Origin of the sequence: Microbacterium aurantiacum (genome assembly GCF_031625015.1) — a bacterium.
GTDB lineage: Bacteria > Actinomycetota > Actinomycetes > Actinomycetales > Microbacteriaceae > Microbacterium > Microbacterium aurantiacum.
Window position 1 is genome coordinate 1,854,327 of sequence record NZ_JAHWXH010000001.1, and the last position, 16,697, is coordinate 1,871,023.

The 16,697-nt window shown below is 73.0% G+C and carries 18 protein-coding genes; 9 read left to right on the plus strand and 9 right to left on the minus strand.

Going from position 1 to position 16,697, the window contains the following annotated elements:
• The first annotated feature begins 15 nt into the window (after nt 1-15).
• From KZC50_RS08685 to KZC50_RS08695, 3 genes are read left to right on the plus strand one after another with little or no spacing between them, the layout of a single operon-like run.
• Nucleotides 16-966, plus strand: a complete 951-nt coding sequence (locus tag KZC50_RS08685; protein WP_310891378.1) for an iron chelate uptake ABC transporter family permease subunit — start codon at nt 16-18, stop codon at nt 964-966.
• Nucleotides 963-1,949 carry an iron chelate uptake ABC transporter family permease subunit gene (locus KZC50_RS08690; protein ID WP_310891379.1) on the plus strand — a complete coding sequence of 329 codons (987 nt, stop codon included), beginning with the start codon at nt 963-965 and terminating at the stop codon, nt 1,947-1,949. Before KZC50_RS08685 ends, KZC50_RS08690 begins: the two co-directional genes overlap by 4 nt.
• 1 nt (nt 1,950) lies before the next feature.
• Entirely contained in the window at nt 1,951-2,703 is a 753-nt protein-coding gene (locus KZC50_RS08695) for an iron ABC transporter ATP-binding protein (protein WP_310891380.1), read from the plus strand.
• Between the two features lies 1 nt (nt 2,704).
• Here the strand turns inward: KZC50_RS08695 and KZC50_RS08700 are convergent, their stop codons facing one another.
• Together KZC50_RS08700 and KZC50_RS08705 are read right to left on the minus strand one after the other, a co-directional pair.
• Nucleotides 2,705-3,379: a class F sortase gene (locus KZC50_RS08700; protein WP_310891381.1), complete on the minus strand. Its 675-nt coding sequence runs from the start codon at nt 3,377-3,379 to the stop codon at nt 2,705-2,707.
• The gene (locus KZC50_RS08705) at nt 3,376-4,086 is read right to left on the minus strand and encodes a CHRD domain-containing protein (RefSeq protein WP_301134520.1); all 711 of its coding nucleotides are present in this window, start codon (nt 4,084-4,086) and stop codon (nt 3,376-3,378) included. Before KZC50_RS08705 ends, KZC50_RS08700 begins: the two co-directional genes overlap by 4 nt.
• Nucleotides 4,087-4,240: 154 nt before the next feature.
• On the opposite strand from KZC50_RS08705, the gene KZC50_RS08710 reads away from it, so the two are divergent.
• The 3 genes from KZC50_RS08710 (at nt 4,241) to KZC50_RS08720 (ending at nt 7,011) form a co-directional block, all read left to right on the plus strand.
• A complete protein-coding gene (locus tag KZC50_RS08710) occupies nt 4,241-4,825 on the plus strand; it encodes an RNA polymerase sigma factor (protein WP_310891382.1) in 585 nt (194 codons plus the stop codon).
• On the plus strand, nt 4,812-5,525 hold the full coding sequence (locus KZC50_RS08715; protein ID WP_301134516.1) for a hypothetical protein: 714 nt from the start codon (nt 4,812-4,814) through the stop codon (nt 5,523-5,525). Before KZC50_RS08710 ends, KZC50_RS08715 begins: the two co-directional genes overlap by 14 nt.
• A gap of 109 nt (nt 5,526-5,634) precedes the next feature.
• Nucleotides 5,635-7,011, plus strand: a complete 1,377-nt coding sequence (locus tag KZC50_RS08720) for a serine hydrolase (RefSeq protein ID WP_310891383.1) — start codon at nt 5,635-5,637, stop codon at nt 7,009-7,011.
• Between the two features lie 67 nt (nt 7,012-7,078).
• Here the strand turns inward: KZC50_RS08720 and KZC50_RS08725 are convergent, their stop codons facing one another.
• The 3 genes from KZC50_RS08725 to KZC50_RS08735 form a co-directional block, all read right to left on the minus strand.
• Complete coding sequence (locus KZC50_RS08725; RefSeq protein ID WP_310891384.1) at nt 7,079-7,306, minus strand: hypervirulence associated TUDOR domain-containing protein; 228 nt, start codon at nt 7,304-7,306, stop codon at nt 7,079-7,081.
• Nucleotides 7,303-7,455 carry a hypothetical protein gene (locus tag KZC50_RS08730; protein ID WP_310891385.1) on the minus strand — a complete coding sequence of 51 codons (153 nt, stop codon included), beginning with the start codon at nt 7,453-7,455 and terminating at the stop codon, nt 7,303-7,305. Before KZC50_RS08730 ends, KZC50_RS08725 begins: the two co-directional genes overlap by 4 nt.
• A 98-nt stretch (nt 7,456-7,553) precedes the next feature.
• Entirely contained in the window at nt 7,554-9,113 is a 1,560-nt protein-coding gene (locus KZC50_RS08735; protein WP_310891386.1) for a bifunctional NAD(P)/FAD-dependent oxidoreductase/class I SAM-dependent methyltransferase, read from the minus strand.
• A gap of 69 nt (nt 9,114-9,182) precedes the next feature.
• On the opposite strand from KZC50_RS08735, the gene KZC50_RS08740 reads away from it, so the two are divergent.
• Complete coding sequence (locus tag KZC50_RS08740; RefSeq protein ID WP_310891387.1) at nt 9,183-9,737, plus strand: helix-turn-helix domain-containing protein; 555 nt, start codon at nt 9,183-9,185, stop codon at nt 9,735-9,737.
• Between the two features lie 20 nt (nt 9,738-9,757).
• Here the strand turns inward: KZC50_RS08740 and KZC50_RS08745 are convergent, their stop codons facing one another.
• A complete protein-coding gene (locus tag KZC50_RS08745) occupies nt 9,758-10,108 on the minus strand; it encodes an HNH endonuclease (protein WP_310891388.1) in 351 nt (116 codons plus the stop codon).
• 108 nt (nt 10,109-10,216) lie between these two features.
• A complete protein-coding gene (locus tag KZC50_RS08750) occupies nt 10,217-11,206 on the minus strand; it encodes an aggregation-promoting factor C-terminal-like domain-containing protein (protein ID WP_310891389.1) in 990 nt (329 codons plus the stop codon).
• A 158-nt stretch (nt 11,207-11,364) separates the two neighbouring features.
• On the opposite strand from KZC50_RS08750, the gene KZC50_RS08755 reads away from it, so the two are divergent.
• Both KZC50_RS08755 and KZC50_RS08760 read left to right on the plus strand, forming a co-directional pair.
• A complete protein-coding gene (locus KZC50_RS08755) occupies nt 11,365-11,706 on the plus strand; it encodes a DUF2200 domain-containing protein (RefSeq protein WP_236967556.1) in 342 nt (113 codons plus the stop codon).
• Nucleotides 11,703-12,635 carry a multidrug DMT transporter permease gene (locus KZC50_RS08760; RefSeq protein WP_310891390.1) on the plus strand — a complete coding sequence of 311 codons (933 nt, stop codon included), beginning with the start codon at nt 11,703-11,705 and terminating at the stop codon, nt 12,633-12,635. The genes KZC50_RS08755 and KZC50_RS08760 overlap by 4 nt, the downstream gene beginning before the upstream one ends.
• 495 nt (nt 12,636-13,130) lie before the next feature.
• Here the strand turns inward: KZC50_RS08760 and KZC50_RS08765 are convergent, their stop codons facing one another.
• Both KZC50_RS08765 and KZC50_RS08770 read right to left on the minus strand, forming a co-directional pair.
• Nucleotides 13,131-14,444 (minus strand): nucleotide disphospho-sugar-binding domain-containing protein, encoded by a 1,314-nt coding sequence (locus KZC50_RS08765; RefSeq protein WP_310891391.1) that lies wholly within the window; start codon nt 14,442-14,444, stop codon nt 13,131-13,133.
• Nucleotides 14,441-16,621 carry a glycosyltransferase gene (locus KZC50_RS08770; protein ID WP_310891392.1) on the minus strand — a complete coding sequence of 727 codons (2,181 nt, stop codon included), beginning with the start codon at nt 16,619-16,621 and terminating at the stop codon, nt 14,441-14,443. Before KZC50_RS08770 ends, KZC50_RS08765 begins: the two co-directional genes overlap by 4 nt.
• Between the last annotated feature and the right edge of the window lie 76 nt (nt 16,622-16,697).

A 16,697-nucleotide genomic window follows, 5' to 3' on the forward strand; every position in this document is an offset into this window, starting at 1 on the left:
CTCATCGTCGCGGGGGTGGTGATCGTCACCGCCCTCGCGACGGTGTCGCTGTTCATCGGGGTCGCCCGTCTCGACGGCTTCGTCCTCTTCGCCAGTCGCCTCCCGCGCACCGTCGCGCTGGTCCTCGCCGGTGCCGCGTTCGCGATCACCGGGCTGATCATGCAGCTGCTCACGCGCAACCGCTTCGTCGAGCCGGGAACGACGGGAGCTACGGATGCCGCGAGCCTCGCCCTCCTGATCGTCCTCCTGATGACCCCCGGCCTGCCACTGTGGCTGAAGGCGGTCGCAGCGACCCTCGGAGCCCTCGCGGGTGTCTTCGGCTTCCTCGCGCTCGTCCGCCGCATCCCGTCGCGCTCGAGCGTGCTCGTGCCGATCGTCGGCATCCTCTACGGCGGGGTGATCGGCGCGGTGACGACCTTCTTCGCCTATCGTGCCGACGCGCTCCAGGAGCTGCTGGGCTGGGGGATCGGCGACTTCTCCGGCATTCTCCGCGGGCGCTACGAGATGCTCTACCTCGCCGCGGCGGCGGCGCTGGTGGCCTGGATCGCCGCCGACCGGTTCACCGTCGCTGGCCTCGGCGACGACGCCGCGCGCGGACTCGGTCTCGACACCCGGGGCGTCCGGACGCTCGGGGTGGGCATCATCGCGGTCGTCACGGGCGTGATGATGGTGGTCACCGGCGCGATCCCCTTCCTCGGCCTCATCGCCCCGAACGTCGTCAGCCGCCTCATCGGCGACAACATGCGCCGGGCGGTGCCGCTCGTCGCTCTCCTCGGCGCCGCGCTGGTGCTCCTCAGCGACATCATCGGCCGCGTCGTGCGCTTCCCGTTCGAGCTGCCGATCTCGGTCGTGATGGGGGTGATCGGCGGGGTGGTCTTCCTCTGGATCCTCCTGCGCACCTCGCGTCCCACCGACGCCGTCCGTCGGCCGACCGCGCGGCAGCGCAGAGCGCGGGTGGACGCATGAGCGCCCTCCTCTCGCGGGCTCCCGTCCGTGCGACGCTGCGCTCGCCGCGGCTCCGTCTGACCCTCCTCGCGCTCCTCACGCTGACCGCGGTGGCCCTGTACCTCCTCGTCGATCTGCCCGCGGCGTGGGAGTACGTCGTGGGTCTCCGCTCCCGCACCGTGATCGGCATGATCCTCGCCGCGGCGGCGGTCGGGGTCTCGACCGTGCTGTTCCAGACGATCACCGCCAACCGCATCCTCACCCCGGGCATCATGGGCTTCGACGCGGTCTACATGGCCATCCAGGTCGTGACGGCGTTCGCGATCGGGCCGGCGCTGCTCGTCGCGGCCCCGCCGCTGGCGTCCTGGAGCGTCCAGCTCGTGCTCATGGCGGGGGCGGTGACCGCGCTGTATCTGTGGCTGTTCGTCCGCCTGCGGCTCGACCTGCACGTGATCGTCCTCGCGGGGCTCGTCCTCGGCGTCCTCTTCCGATCGGTGACGGCGTTCCTCCAGCGACTGCTCGACCCCGACACTTTCGCGATCGTGCAGAACCTGCTCTTCGCGAGCTTCACCTCGATCGACCGCGAGCTCCTCCTCCCCGCCGGCATCGTCATCGCCGTGGCGATCGCGTCGCTCTGGCCGATCCGCCGCGCGCTCGACGTGATGAGCCTCGGCGAGACGCGGGCGATCTCCCTCGGCGTCGATCACCGGGCGACCTCGGTGCACGTGATCCTCGTCGTCTCCGCGCTGGTCGCCGCCTCCACGGCGCTCGTCGGTCCCGTCGCCTTCCTCGGACTCCTCGTGGCGAACCTCGCGTACAGCCTCGTCGGGCACCGACACGTCCTCAGCATCCCCGCCGCCGTCCTGATCGGAGTGCTCACCCTCGTCGGAGGGCAGCTGCTGCTCCAGCACGTCCTCGGCTTCGCCACCGAGCTCCCCGTGGTGATCGAATTCGCCGGCGGGCTGTTCTTCCTCCTCCTCGTCCTCACCGGAAGGGCCCGCTGACATGATCACGATCGATGCCGTCACCAAGACCCACGGCGCGCTCGTCGCCGTCGACGACGTCACCCTCGACATCCGTCCGGGGGTGACGGCCATCATCGGCCCGAACGGCGCGGGCAAGTCCACCCTGCTCGCCGCGGTCGGGCGCCTGGTGGGAACGGATGCCGGGGCGATCGCCGTCGACGGGCGGGACGTCGCGCGCACCCGCACGCGCGAGATCGCCCGGCTCCTGGCGATCCTCCGGCAGGACAACCACCTGGCGATCCGGCTGAGCGTCGAGGACCTCGTCGCCTACGGCCGGTTCCCCCACGGCGGGTCGGGTCGGACCCCGGAGGACCGCGCGCACGTCGAGCGCGCGATCGCCCTCCTCGACCTCGAGGCGGTGCGCACGAGATTCCTCGACGAGCTGTCCGGCGGACAGCGGCAGCGGGCGTTCGTGGCGATGGCCATCGCGCAGGACACTGCGCATCTGCTGCTCGATGAGCCGCTGAACAACCTCGACCCCCGGCACGCTGTCGGCCTCCTCCGCCTCGTTCGGGAGCTCGCCGCGGAGCGGGGACTCACCGTCGTGGTCGTGCTCCACGACATCAACGTCGCGGCGCAGTTCGCCGACGACGTCATCGCCATGCGCGACGGCCGGGTCGTCCACCACGGGCCCGTCACCGAGGTGGTGACGGCGGAGAAGCTCTCGGCGCTCTACGAGACGCCCGCGCGGGTCGTCGAGGTCGAGGGGCGGCGCGTGGTCTTGTGGGAATGACTCACACGCGCTCGGCGAAGACGACGCGGTTGTCGGTGTAGGACGCCGCGGCGGAGTCGAAGATCCCGCCGCACGTGATGAGTCGCAGGGTGTCGGTCGCGGTGGCGCCGAAGACCTCGGCCGTGGGAAACGCGTTCTTCGCGACGTCGAGGACCTCGGTCACGACGTACGCGTGGGTCGTGCCGTCGGCCGCGGTCACGGTCACCGCGTCACCCGGGACGAGCTCGTGCAGGCGGAGGAAGACCGCGGGGCCGGTCGGCGAATCCACGTGTCCGGCGATGACGACGGGTCCGCGTCCGCCCGGACGGCCGCCGGGGGTGTACCAGCCGACGTCGTCGAAGTCGACGGGCACCTCCATCGACCCGTCCGCCTGGAGCCCCAGGTCGATGAGCGGCTCGTCGAGATCGATCGCGGGTATCGTCACCTGCGTCGGCGGAGCCTGCTCGACGCTCGGGGACGGCGCGGGCGCCGGGCCGGTGGGCTGCGCCGGGGCGGGGGAGGCGGACGCCGTCGCGGGCGGGGCGGGCGCGGCATCCGTCGTGTCCCCGGTCGTGCACGAGGTCAGGATGATCGGCAGAAGCACCGCCGCCGCGAGAGCGGCGCCGTGGGCACGACCGCGCCGGGACGCCCCGCGCGTGTGCGCGGAGCGCCCCGGCGATACGGGGGATGCGGTCACGAGGTGGTGGTGCGGCGACGCCACACGACGACACCCGCGGCGGCGGCGAAGACGAGTCCGCCCACGGCGACGCCGGTGACGAGGCCCGTCGACGACGAGGCCGCAGCGGTGCCGCCCGCGCCGGTGTCGACGCCGCCGACGGGGATCGCCGTCAGCTGGCCGCGGACGACACCCGCGGCGAAGTCGGCCGTGTGCGAGTCGGCGGAGAAGCCGGCGGGGTTGGCCTCGATCTCGGCGAGCGAGAAGCCCTCGCCGGTGTCGACCCCGTCGTTCTCGATGCCGGTGGTGAAGGGTCCCTGCAGGCAGCCGGACGCGGTGCGGGGTCCGTCACCGACGGGCTCGGGGTTCGGGAAAGCGATGCGCGGGGGTCCGGGCTGGCCGGCGTCGGCCTGGTGGATGTGGGTCGCGGTGCGCGCCGGGCTCTCGTAGTCACCCGAGACACCCTCGAGCCGGATGTCGTAGCAGATGATCTCCTCGTCGGAGTTGATGCGGAAGGTGAACGTGCCCGTCGCGCCCTCCTCGCCGGGAGCGGCGACACCGTCGTTGTTGACGACGTTGCCGGGGGTGGCCATCACGGTGAAGGCGCTCGTGAACGACGAGGGCTCGTCGACCTCGGTGTCGGCGTGGGCGGCGGGACCGGTGAGGAGCAGACCCGCAGCAGCGGCGACTCCGATCGTGACGGCCAGCGGCGATGTCTTCTTCAGCATGTCCTGAACCTTTCGACGGGATGCCGGATGCATCCGTTGCGAGGACATACGCCGGGGATGCGGCATCCGTTCACCGTGTGCCTACGAATTTCTCGATGAACGCTTCGCCGGGAACGGACGTATCCCCCGGGGAGCGGATCGAGAGGAGCACCGCATGCACGCTGCGCGACGACGGACGCCGTCGACCCGCGCGGTCGACGGCGCGGTCGACGGCGGTTCCGGGCGCACGCGCGCCGACGCCTCGTTCGATACCGCCGCCGCGTTCGACGCGCACGCCGGCGCGCTCCTCGGGTTCGCGGTGAACGCCGTCCGCGACCGCAGCGTCGCGGAGGACTGCGTGCAGGAGGTGTTCCTGCGGGCGTGGCGGGCGCGCGAGCGGTTCGACGCCGACCGGGCCACCGAGCGCACCTGGCTCTTCGCCATCGCGCGGAACGTCATCGCCGACGCCCTGCGTCAGCGCGCTCGCATGCCGCGGATCGGCTCGGATGCCGAGCTCGAGGAGATCGCCGGGAACGAGGCCGACCCGCTGGAGCGGCTGGCGCTCGTCGAGGCGCTCGCGCGGCTGTCGGATGCGCACCGGGAAGCGGTCGTCGCCGTTCACCTCCACGGACGCACCTACCGCGAGCTGGCCGAGGCGACCGGCGTCCCGATCGCGACGTGGCGGACCCGCGCGTACCATGCGCTGCGAGCGCTCAGAGGACACCTGGAGCAGACGGAGGAACACGATGCGCGCGCGTGACGAACGGATCGAAGAACTCATCATCGCCGCGGTGGCGGACGAGCTCACCCCGCTCGAACGGGTAGAGCTCGACGAGCTGCGTGCGGTGCATCCGTGGATCGACGACGAGATCGCGTCGCTGCGGAGCGTCGCCGAGCGCGTGTCGATCGAGGGAGACGGCTGGCGGGAGCTGCCGGTGAGCGCCGCCCTGCGCGAGCGTGTCCTCGGGGCGTCCGGCGTCGCGTCCTCCGCCGCTTCCGCTGCTCCCTCCGCCCCGCGCCGCGGGTTCGCGCCGCTCCTCGCCGCCGCCTGCCTCGTGATCGGCGTCGTCACCGGGGCGGGGATCGCCTCGCTCGCGGCATCCGATCCTGGTCCGTCGGTCGCCGAGCCTGCGCCGACCGGTCCGGTGGGGACTCTCGGAGCGATCGAGCCCGTCACCATGCGCGCCGACCCGGGCATCGACGTCGACGCCGACGTGATCGCCCACACGTGGGGCACGGAGGCGCTGCTCGAGATCGAGGGTCTCGCGGTGGGCGAGACCTACGCCGTGGTCTTCGTGGGCGCCGACGGTGCTGAATACTCGGCGGGGGAGATGCTCGGGTCGGAGGTGCCGATCGTCTGCCGGCTGAATGCCGCGCTCCTCCGTGAAGACGCGGTGCGCGTGGAGATCCGGGATGCCGGCTCCGACGTCGTCGCCGGGGCGGAGCTGCCCGCCGCCTGAGCGGGTCCGGGCGCGGGCGCAGTCCGGGCGCGGATGCCCCCTCGCCCGGGGGAGCGATCTCCGACGTGCGGGGGAGGTGCGGGCACCGGCGGCGCGACAGGCTGGAGGTATGTCCACTCCCCGGCATCCGTCTCGTCGTCCTGTCCGCTTCGTCATCGGGGCCGCGCTCGCCGCGGCCGCCCTCGCGCTCGGAGCCTGTTCACCGGCGGGAGGGGGCGGCGACCCGACCCCGACCGCGGTGACGATTCCCGACACCCCGGTCGGCACCCAGGCGCAGTGGGTGCTCGACGAGATCAACGCGGGCGAGCCGAGCAGCGCCGGCGAGATCGAAGCCCGCTTCGACGAGACGGCGCTCGCGGAGCTGTCGGCCGACGACCTGCTGGCGGTGTTCGCCGAGCTCCGGACGCTCGGGCCGTGGACGGTGAGCTCCTACGAGGGCGATGACGCGCAGGCCGTAGCGGGCATCGCGGCCGAATCGACGGCGTTCGACATGTCGGTCGCGGTCAGCGCCGCCGGGCGGATGACCGGACTCCTCTTCGCCGAGCCCGCCCCCGACCGGACCCCCGCGGCGGACCTCGACGCGCTGCGTGCTGAGGTCGAGGAGACAGGCGTCGTCTCGCTCACGGTGACCGAGCTCGGCGCCGACGAACCCGTGCTCGAGATCGGACCGGGAGGTGCGCATCCGATCGGATCGGTGTTCAAGCTGTGGGTGCTCCTGGCGGTGGTCGACGCCGTCGAGGCCGGCACGCTCGCGTGGGACGACACCGTGACGATCGACCCCGAGGTGCGGAGCCTCCCGAGCGGGGAGCTGCAGAACCTCCCGGACGGCGCCGAGGTCACCGTGCAGGAGGCGGCGGAGAAGATGATCTCGATCAGCGACAACACCGCCACGGATGCCCTCATGCGCGCGGTCGGCACGGATGCCGTCACCGCCGCCCTCGCCGAGACCGGGTATTCGCGGCTCGACACCGACGTGCCCTTCCCGTCCACGCGCGCGCTCTTCTGGCTCGGATGGGGAGACGACGCCCTCGCCGAGCGCTGGAGTGCGGCATCCGATCCCGCCGCGCGGGAGGTTGTGCTGGCGGACCTTCCCGCCGGGGTGCCGCCGGTGTCGGCCATCGACCCGGCGCAGGCGGTCTGGACCGGCGGTGCCGACTGGTTCGCGACGCACGCCGATGTCGTCGCGGTCCACACGGCGCTGGAGGCCGCGGCCGAGACCGAGGCGGGTGCTCCCGTGCGCGGCATCCTGTCGGCGAATCCCGGCGTCGCGTTCGACGAGGCCTGGGACGTCGCCGCCTACAAGGGCGGGAGCTCGGTCGGCGTGCTCGCGGGGTCGTGGGTGCTGGAAGCCCCCGGGCGGCCGGCGACGGTCGTGGTCGTGACGGCCGCCGCGGAGGATCCCGTGGACATGCCGGCGCTCGCGACGGTGTTCGGTTTCGCGCAGGATGCCGCGGCGCTCCTCGCTGACGGGGGCGCGGCGGGCTAGGCCCTCGCGGCGGGCTAGGCCCTCGCGGCGGGCTAGGCCCTCGCGGCGGGTCAGGCGGCGCGGCGGGTCAGTCCCTCGCGGCAATCTTCCGCAGGCCCGCGCGTTGATGGGCGGCCTTCTTGCCGGACTTCTCCGACTCCACGATGTACGCCGGTTCCTTCTCGGTGGCGATGAAGTCCTGATCGGCGAACGTGAAGTCCGACGTGCGGCGCTCGACGATGCGGCCCTGAGTCCGCCCCTGCGGCGTGTTCCAGCTGACGCGGTCGCCCTTCTGGAGGGGCTTCGGGGCGCTCACGGCTCGACCTCTTCGACGTCGTCGCCCTCGTCGACCATGGCGGGAGCGTCTTCGGGGTCGAGGTCGTCGTCGACGTGCACCGACTGGGCGGCGGTGGAGGTGTCCGGTTCGGGACCGGGGGTGCGAGGCGGGATCGAAGCATCGGTCATGGCGGTAGTCCACCAAATTCGAGCGCCGGCCGGAGGGGGTTGACGGGCGAACCCTTCCCTCGGTATCGCGTCGTCTTTCGCGCGGCGCGGATGCCGGCTCAGCGCCGGCGGAGAAGCAGGACGCCGTCGCGGAGGATCACCGCCTCGCCGTCGGGTGAGGTCGCGGGGCGCGCGCGGAGGTCCTCGATCTCGACCTCCCACTCCGCCGGGTCGAGGGCGAGCGCCGCGCGATCCTCGCTGGGCGTGGACATCGGCGCGTGCCGGCCGTGGTGGCCCGCCCACGGCGGCGGCTCGGCGTGACCGATCACGAGAAGACGGCCCCCGGTGACGACGGCGGCCGCGGCGCGACGGAGGATAGCCGTGCGCGGGAGGTCGACCGTGGAGTGCAGGAAGCTCGCCATCACCAGGTCGGCGGGCTCGAACGCGGAAACCTCGGCGAGGTCGGTCGCGACGAACCGTGTCGGCTCGCCCACTCCGGCGTCATCCGCGGCGCGGCGGGCACGCTCGACCGCCGTCGGAGAGATGTCGAGACCCGTGACCTGCCAGCCCGCGCGGGCCAGCCACACCGCGTCTCCGCCCTCCCCGCACCCGAGGTCGAGCGCGCGACCCGGGGGAAGGGAGGCCACCACGTCGGCGAGGGCGGCGTTGACCCGGCCCGACCAGATGGTGGGCCGCTCGGCGTAGCGTGCCTCCCAGTGGGCCGCCGGATCGGCCGGAGGCGCGGCATCCGTGGCGAGCGCCGTCCGGATGTCGTCCTCGACGAGGACCATGTTCACCCCGGCGCCCGCCATCGATCCCTGCCCGAGCGACAGCGGAACGTTGGCGTACGGCTGGGCGATGTTGCCCGCGATCCACACCCGCGGGTGCGCGGTGCGGCCCTGCGGGTCGGTCGCGATCGGGCGACCCGGTACGTTCTCGTCGCGGGGAAGGTCGAGGGCATCGAGGTACGCGTCGCGCGGGCGCGGGACGGCCGCGACGAAGAGCGCGTCGAGCGGGACGGTCGTGCCGTCCGCGAGGGTGGCGCCGGTGAGGGCTCCGTCCGCGCTCGTGAGGGCCGTCACGGGCGCGGCGACGATGCGGGTGCCGCGCGCTTCGATGCGGCGTCGCGCGTCGTCGTCGAGCGCGAGGCCCTGCGTGAACACGGTGAGATCGGCGCTCCACTGCCGGACGAGGTCGGCCTGATGGAGACCGAAGAGCGACATCAGCAGCACGCCGAGCCTGCGGTCCCGCACCTCCCAGCCGTGGCAGTACGGGCAGTGCAGCACGTGCGTCCCCCAGTGCTCCGCGAGGCCAGGGATCGCCGGGAGCTCGTCGACGACGCCGCTCGCGGCGATCACGACGCGCGCCGTCAGGGTGTCGCCGCCGGTGACCGTCACACGGAGCCCTGCATCCTGCCCCGGCGTCGTGTCCGCGACGCCCGTGACGCGGGCGCTCCGGAAGACGACCCCGTAGCCCTCGGCCTCCGCGCGACCGCGGGCGGCGAGGTCTTCCGGCGGCACACCGTCGAACCCGACGACGCCGTGCATATGGGCGGCGAAGCGGTTGCGCGGCAGGTCGTCGTCCACGACCAGCACGCGGCGGCGCGCGCGGCCGAGCATGAGAGCCGCGGCAAGGCCCGCGGGTCCGGAACCGACGATGAGGGCATCCCAGGTGTGCATGTGCCCATCGTGCGAGCAGGAGTGCAATGATGGCAAGCCAGTATGCGAAATCAGCAAGAGGGGGATGTCGTGAGCGAACTCGACCGACTCGGACCGCGCCTGCGCGAAGCCCGGCGCGCCCGCGAGTGGACGCTCGACGACCTGTCGCGCGCAGCCGGGATCTCGCCCAGCACCCTGTCGCGGCTGGAGTCCGGGAAGCGCCAGGCGAGCCTCGAGCTCCTGCTCCCGGTGACGCGGGCACTCGGCATCCGCATCGACGATCTCCTCGTCGAACCCGCGCGGGATCCGCGGGTGCGCCGCCCCGCACGCCGCGCGGAGGGGATGACGATCGCGCCGCTCACCGTCGAGCAATCGCCCGTGCAGGCCTTCAAGATCGTCTACGAGCCGCGGAGCGAGGCGCCCGAGCCGCGCGTGCACGACGGCTGGGAGTGGCTCTACGTCCTCTCGGGGCGTCTGCGGCTGCGTCTCGGCGACGAGGAGCTCGATCTCGGACGCGGGGAGGCGGCGCAGTTCGACACCCGCGAGCCGCACGCGATGTGGGCGCCCGGGCCGCGTCGCGCCGAGGTGCTGAGCATCTTCAACGCCGAGGGAGAGCGGCTGCACACCCGGACGTCGGACGGCTGACGCGGGGCGCGCGCGGGCGTTCAGGCGATCGGGGCGCGGAGCTCGCGGCCGATCTCGACCCACGCGCGCAGGAACGCCGGCTCGTTGAGGCGTCGGCGCCGCATCCACCCGGTCACCTCCGCGTTGCACTTCGACGCGTTGCACGAGCGGCACGCCGGGACGACGTTCTCGAGCGTGTAGCGGCCCCCGCGCGAGATGGGCAGCACGCAGTCCCGCTGCAGGGCGACGCCGTCGACGCCGCAGTAGGCGCAGCGACGCCACGCGTCGAGGATCCTCTGCCACTCGGCATCCGTCAGATCGCTCCCGGATGCCGCGACCCGGCGAGTGCGTCGACGCGCCGCTCGCGCGCGACGGGATCCGGGGGCGGCCATGCGTCCCACGCTACGCCCGGCTGCCGCCCGGAAACGAAAACGGCGCCGGGAAACGCCGACTCGCGGCGTCCCCCGGCGCCGTTCACGGTGCGCGGAGAGTGCGTGGGATCAGTACCAGCCGACCGACTGAGAGTGCTGCCACGCGCCGCACGGCGAGCCGTAGCGACCGGCGATGTAGCCGAGGCCCCACGAGATCTGGGTGGCGGCGTTGGTCTCCCAGTCGGCGCCGGCCGAAGCCATCTTGCTGCCCGGGAGGGCCTGCGGGATGCCGTACGCGCCGCTGGAGGCGTTGTAGGCCTGCGAGTTCCAGCCGGACTCCTTGTTCCACAGCTCCACGAGGCAGCCGAACTGGTCATCGCCCCAGCCGTAGCCGCCGAGCATGCCGTAGGCGATCGACTGTGCGTCGCCGGCCGGCGTGTAGACGCCCGCGGGGCGGGAGGGGGCAGCGGATGCCGAGGACGAACCGGTCGACGTCGCAGCCTCAGCGGCCTCTGCCTCGGCGGCGGCGGCAGCAGCGGCCTCCTCCTCGGCGATGCGCTGGGCCTCCGCCTCGGCGGCGAGGCGCTCGGCCTCGGCCTTCTGCGCCGCTTCGAGGTCGGTCCGCACCGCATCCACGCGCTTCTTGACCGCCGAGACGGCGTCAGAGACCTGCTCGGCGATGCCGGGGAGGAGCGGGGCGGGGAGGTCGAGCGACGCGGTGAGGCGCTCGGCGGCATCCTCCAGCGCATCGGTGTCGATGTCGGTCTCGGCGTCGCCGAGGTCGAGACCCGACGCCTCCACCTGCGAGGACACCTCGACGGATGCTTCGAGCGCGGCATCCGCGTCGGCGAGGGCCGTCCGCACCGCCGTGGAGATCTCGTCGGTGCCGGAGAGGCTCACCACGGGGGTCGGCTCGACGGTGGTGGAGAAGGAAGCGAGGGTGATGTCGCCGAAGGACGAGGTCGAGGCCTCGGCCTCGGAGGTCGGGAGCGCCGTCACGCCGGCGACGGCGATGAGGCTGAACGCCGCGGCGGCGGCGACGATTCCGACGCGGCGCTGAGCGCGGCGGTGGGCCCGGCGGGAGCGGCGAGTGAGGGCATCTGCAGACGTGGAGCGCATAGAAAACAACCGAATCCGTGGGAATGTCCGCGCCGCGAAATCCGGCGCACGGTGCCCTCGGGCGGGCACAAGTCCCCGAGTCTGCCCACCCCGTCTGGGCGCTTCCCGTGTGTTTGCTGGACGCGACACTCAGAAAGGGGGCCCCTAGGATGGCGCTCGTGCACCGGATCTTCAGCGACAGCGTCGCCTCCGTGTATCCCCTCTACGTCGCCAAACTCGCGCGCAAGGGGCGGACGCAGGCCGAGCTCGACGCCGTCATCACGTGGCTCACCGGGTACGACTCCGACGATCTCGCGCGCATCCTCGACGAGGGCGTGACCTTCCGGGACTTCTTCGCCGACGCCCGGATCAACCCGAACGTCTCGCTGATCACCGGGGTGGTGTGCGGCATCCGTGTGGAGGACATCGACGACCCCCTCATGCAGCAGATCCGCTATCTCGACAAGCTCGTCGACGAGCTCGCGCGCGGCAAGGCCCTGGAGAAGGTGCTGCGCCGGTGACCACGATCGCGTCGTTCCCCTACCTCGGCATCGGGTTCGCGCTGCTGTCCGCGGCGCTGCTCACCGTCGGCAATCACCTGCAGTCCCTCGGGGTGGCGGCGCGGGTGCGCGCGAATCCTGGTGCGGGTGCGGCGGCGCTGTGGACTCTCGCCCGCCAGCCGTCGTGGCTGGTCGGCTCGGTGCTGTTCGGACTCGCCATCCTCGCGCAGCTCGCCGCGCTCGCCTTCGCGCCGCTGATGGTCGTGCAGCCGGTGGGTGTCGCGGCTCTGGTGTTCTCCTCCCTCTTGACGGCCGTGATCACCCGTACGCCGCCGCGCCTCGGCGAGATCGGCGCGATCGCGCTCAGCGTCGTGAGCCTCGGCGTGTTCGTGTCGGTCGCGGCGGCGGTGAGCACGCAGGCGACGATCACCGACGCGCAGCTGATCGCCGTGCTCGCGGTGCTCGGCGTCGTGCTCGCCGCGACCGGCGCGGCGTTCGCCGTGCGCCGCGGACGGGGGCTGCGGGCGGGCGGGTACGTGATCCTCGGAGGGCTGTTCTCCGGATTCGTCGCCACGCTCGGGAAGACGGTGATCCTCCGCGTGCAGACGGCCGTCGCCGGTGCGGATTACCGCCTGGACGAGAACAACCTCCTGACCCTCGCATGCCTCCTGGCCATCGTGGTCGCCGGCGCCCTCTCGATCACCTTCGTGCAGGTCGCGCACACGGTCGCCTCGCCGCAGCTTGTGGTGGCCGGTTTGACGGTGGTCGACCCGTTCGTCGCGGTGGTCATGGGCATCACCGTCCTCGGCGAGGCCGCCGGTGCGCCCGCGTGGAGCTTCGCGGTGTTCGTCCTCGCGGGCGCCGGGGCACTGGCTGGGGTCTGGCTTCTCGCGCGCTCGGGCGGCACGACGGACGCCGCCGTCGACGCCGCATCCGCCCGCGTGACCTGACCCGCCCCGGGCCGTACCGATTTCCTCAGAAACGTCGGCGGGAGGCCCGCGCGGGGCCGGTTTCGGTCCCGTAGGCCGCGGATCGGAGGAGTTCGGTACGCGGCCGGGGCCGTAGGCCCGTGGGCGGTGTGCCACGGGATGGGGCGGGCGGGTGCGGGGCCGGGGCAGGCCGAACTCCTCCAGAACGGGGGCGGAGGTCGTGTTCGAGGCTGGTTTGGGGCCTTTGAGCCGCGGATCGGAGGAGTTCGGTACGGGGCCGGGGCCGTAGGCCCGTGGGCGGTGTGCCACGGATCGGAGGAGTTCGGTACGCGGGCGGGGCCGTAGGCCCGTGGGCGGTGTGCCACGGGATGGGGCGGGTGGGTGCGGGGCCGGGGCGGGCCGAACTCCTCAAAGACGGGGCCCGGGGGTGGGTGCGGGGCCGGTTTCGGGCCCAAGTGCCGCGGATCGGAGGAGTTCGGTACGCGGCCGGGGCGGGCGGGGCCCCGGGGGGCGGGGTCAGAGGGTGGTGCCGGTGACGGCCTCGAAGGCGCGGTGTGCGCCGGGCGCGCGGCGCTGACCCTCCGCGATCGCAGCGAGAGGCGCTCGCCCGGCGAAGTCATCCGCACACAGCGTCTCGAGGGCCGCGCGGAGCTCATCGGGACCCGCCGCGTTCGGGTCGGCGGCGACACCCAGGCCGGTCCGTTCGAGAGCGGCCGCCCCGGCGAACTGATCCGTCGACATCGGAAGCACCAGGAGCGGCACCCCCTGTCCCACGGCCTCGGTCACCGAATTGTTCCCGCCGTGCGTCACGGCCGCCCGGGCCCGCGAGAGCAGACGCACCTGCGGGAGGTACTCGCGGACGAGCCAGCTCTCCGGGATCGGTCCGAGCCGCTCCATCGGCGTGCTCCCCGACGCGATGGCGGCGCGTATGCCGGTCGCGGAATGCAGGGCCCGCAACGCCTCGGCCAGACGGGCGAGCACATCGTCGCGCACGGAGAGGAAGCTGCCGAGACTGACGTAGACGAACGGCTCGTCCACGGCCAGCCACGACTCCACCTCGCCGTCACGGGGCTCGACGCGCTGCGCCGACCCGAGGAAGACGTGCGGCGGCAGGACCCGGCCGTCACCCTTCGCGAGCTCGGCCGGATAGTTGTAGAGGACGGTCTCGCCGTGCAGGCGGAACGCGTCCGCCACGGGCGTCGCGTCGGGATCGAGCTCGGCGGCCGCCGTGTTCCACTGCGCGGTGAAGCGCGAGGACACCTCGTCGCAGATCGCGCGGAGCGCCTCGAGGCTTCCGGCGTCGGCGGAGAGGGTGGAGGGCCACGACGGCGGGTATCCGTAGACCTCGTCACCCACGGGCAGGGCGGTGGGGTGACCGAGCACCACATCGGCGTAGGGAATGCCGGCCGTGTGCAGCGCGAGGCGCGCACCGAAGGCGAGGTGGTCGACGAGGATCGCGCTCGGCGCCACCTGCTCCACCACTCGCAGGGTCGCCTGCGCACGGCCCACCGGGTCCCACATGAGGTCGGTGAGACGCTCGCGCGCCTGATAGGTCAGGGTCTCGACCATTCCGCGCCTCGTGGCGGCGAAGAACCCGGCGAGGGAATCGGCCTCTTCGGCGACCTGATCCTCGGCGCGGATCACCCCCGCGTTCGCCCCGCGTCCGAGCGGCAGGTCGACCCGCCGGAAGCCGAAGCGATGGACCAGCGGTTCTGTGGCGGGTCCGGTGGCGACCACGACATTCTCCGCGGCATCCGTCCACGCCGTGGCGAGCGTCGCCAGGGGCAGGAGGTGGGAGGCGTAGTCCGGGCTGATGACCAGCAGGGTCATGCGGGGATTCCGGTCGCTGCGCGCACGATCTCCTCTTCCGCCGCCGCGACGCCGCGGTAGACGGGGGCGAGGGCTCGCGCCATGGCCTGGATGGTGAAGCGGTCGGCGACGATGCGGCGAGCACGGCGGGCGAGGTCTCCGTCGGAGTCCGCGGCGGCTTCGGCGGCCCGATCGAGCGCTGCATCCACGGCCTCCTCCAGGCGCGCGGAATCCCACGTCGCGGTGAGGAAGCCGGTGTCGCCGTCGAGCACGTAGGTGGCGGGCCCGCCGCCGTCGGGGGCGACCACGACGAGTCCCGCTGCCATCGCCTCGAGCAGCGCGAGACCGAACTCCTCCTTCATGCTCGCGCAGACGTATGCACCACCCGGCGCGGCGCGTCCCGGCATTCCCAGGCGTGCGGCGGCGAGCCAGCGCGCGGTGACGTCATTCGGGCGGTGCCCGGCGATGAGCAGGCCCCGCGCGGACCACGCGTCCTCGGGCACGGCCTGCGCGATGAGGTCCAGCTGCTCGCGCTCATCGGGGGAGGGGCTGTCGAGATCACCGCCGACGATGAGCAGATTGGCCCGCTCCGAGAGGGCGGAACCCGCCCACGTGGCAACCAGCGTCGCCATTCCCTTGACCTTGTGGAGGCGCCCGACGGACAGAAGCAGCGGCAGGCGCCGGCGCTCGGCCGGAAGGGCGTCCAGCATCTCGGCCAGATCCGGGCTCGCTCCCGGGTACGCCGCCGCGGCGACGGCCCGGTCGATCACCTCGAGGTCGACGCCCTCGGCGACGACGGTGCGCCGATCCGGGTGCTCGTCGAGCTCGATGCCGACGAGCTCGCGCATGTCACGGGCGAGCTCGGGACGGGGGAAGAACACGGTGTGGGATGCCGATGCGGCGAGTCCCTGCACCAGCCGCGTGCGGAACCAGAAGTGCTCGCGCTGGTCCACCGCGCCGAATCCGGAGCGGGTCAGTGCGCCCGAGCGGTCCATCGAGGCGATGACGCTGTGCGGGTCTGGAGCGACGGTGAAGACGGTGGGGATGCCGAGTTCGCGCGCGACGTCGGCGGCGGCGAGCGACCCGACGTCGGCCATGCGCAGGTGCAGGACGTCGACGCGCCCCGCCGCACGCAGGAGACGACGGATGCCGCGACGCGCGGCCACGCGCAACGGCCATGCCGCAGCCGATCCGGTCGAGGCGGTGCCGAGCGGCACGCGGCCGTACACGTGGCCGGAGGCCGTCCCGGCGACGGTGAGGAGGTCGCCGCCGGCCGCCTGCACGGACCCGCGGGAGAGGGTGAGGACCCGGGTGACCCCGGCCCCGTAGAGGTCATCGAGGCCGGCGGGGGCGTCGTCGGCCGACAGCAGGGCATCGCCCAGCCGCACGAGGAGGGTCGCGATCCCGCCGTTGTCGCCCGCGCCGGCGGACGAGAGGCTGGGGTCGATGTCGGCGTGGAGGAACAGCTGCGCCACGGTGAGGCCCTCGCGCGGGGCGGCGGCCGGTGGCGGATCGAGGTCGATCAGGGCGAGTCGCGCCACGTCGCCGAGCCGCCCGCCGGCGTCGACGAGGGCGTCGAGCTGTCGTTCGAGCTCGCTCTGCCCGTGAGCGTCGGCGCGCTGGCCGAGGGCGGCTATCGCGGCTTCGCGGACCCCGTCGCTCTCGGCGGTGTCGAAGGCGAACCGCCGCAGCGGCGCGTCGGCGGACGGATGCCGCACCAGGCCCAGCGTCTCCACGAGTCGGGTGCGCGCGGCGACATCCCACCCGCCGAGGAGCGCGGCTTCGAGCGCGACGACGAGGGTCTCCCCGGCCGGCGACGACCACTTCTCCAGCGTCTGCTGGGCGAGCATCCCGGTGAATCCGCCGTCGGAGACGAGTCGGATGAGGGAGGCGATCGCGTGCGTCTGCGGCATCGACTGGCCGAGAGCCCACGCGGCGTGCTCGCGCACCCAGGGGCGTGGATCGCGCAGCAGCTCGCAGAGGAGTGCCCCGGCATCCGCGTCCTGCATCTCGGCGAGGGCGTGGACCGCCGCGAGCACGATGATGTCGTCGTCGCCGGCGAGGGCTGCCGTGAGGAGACGGAGCGTCCGGACGCCGGGGTCGCGGCCGGCTTCCACGGCGAGCTCTTCCGCGGCGCGCAGAGCCGAGACGATGGTCGGCGCCTGGGCGATGCGATCGATCGCCATCTGGGTTCCCATGGCGCGAGCGTATCCACTGCCGGAGGGGGTGAGGGTCGCTTGACAACAATGCGTCCCCGTGCTCGCCGCGGGTGTC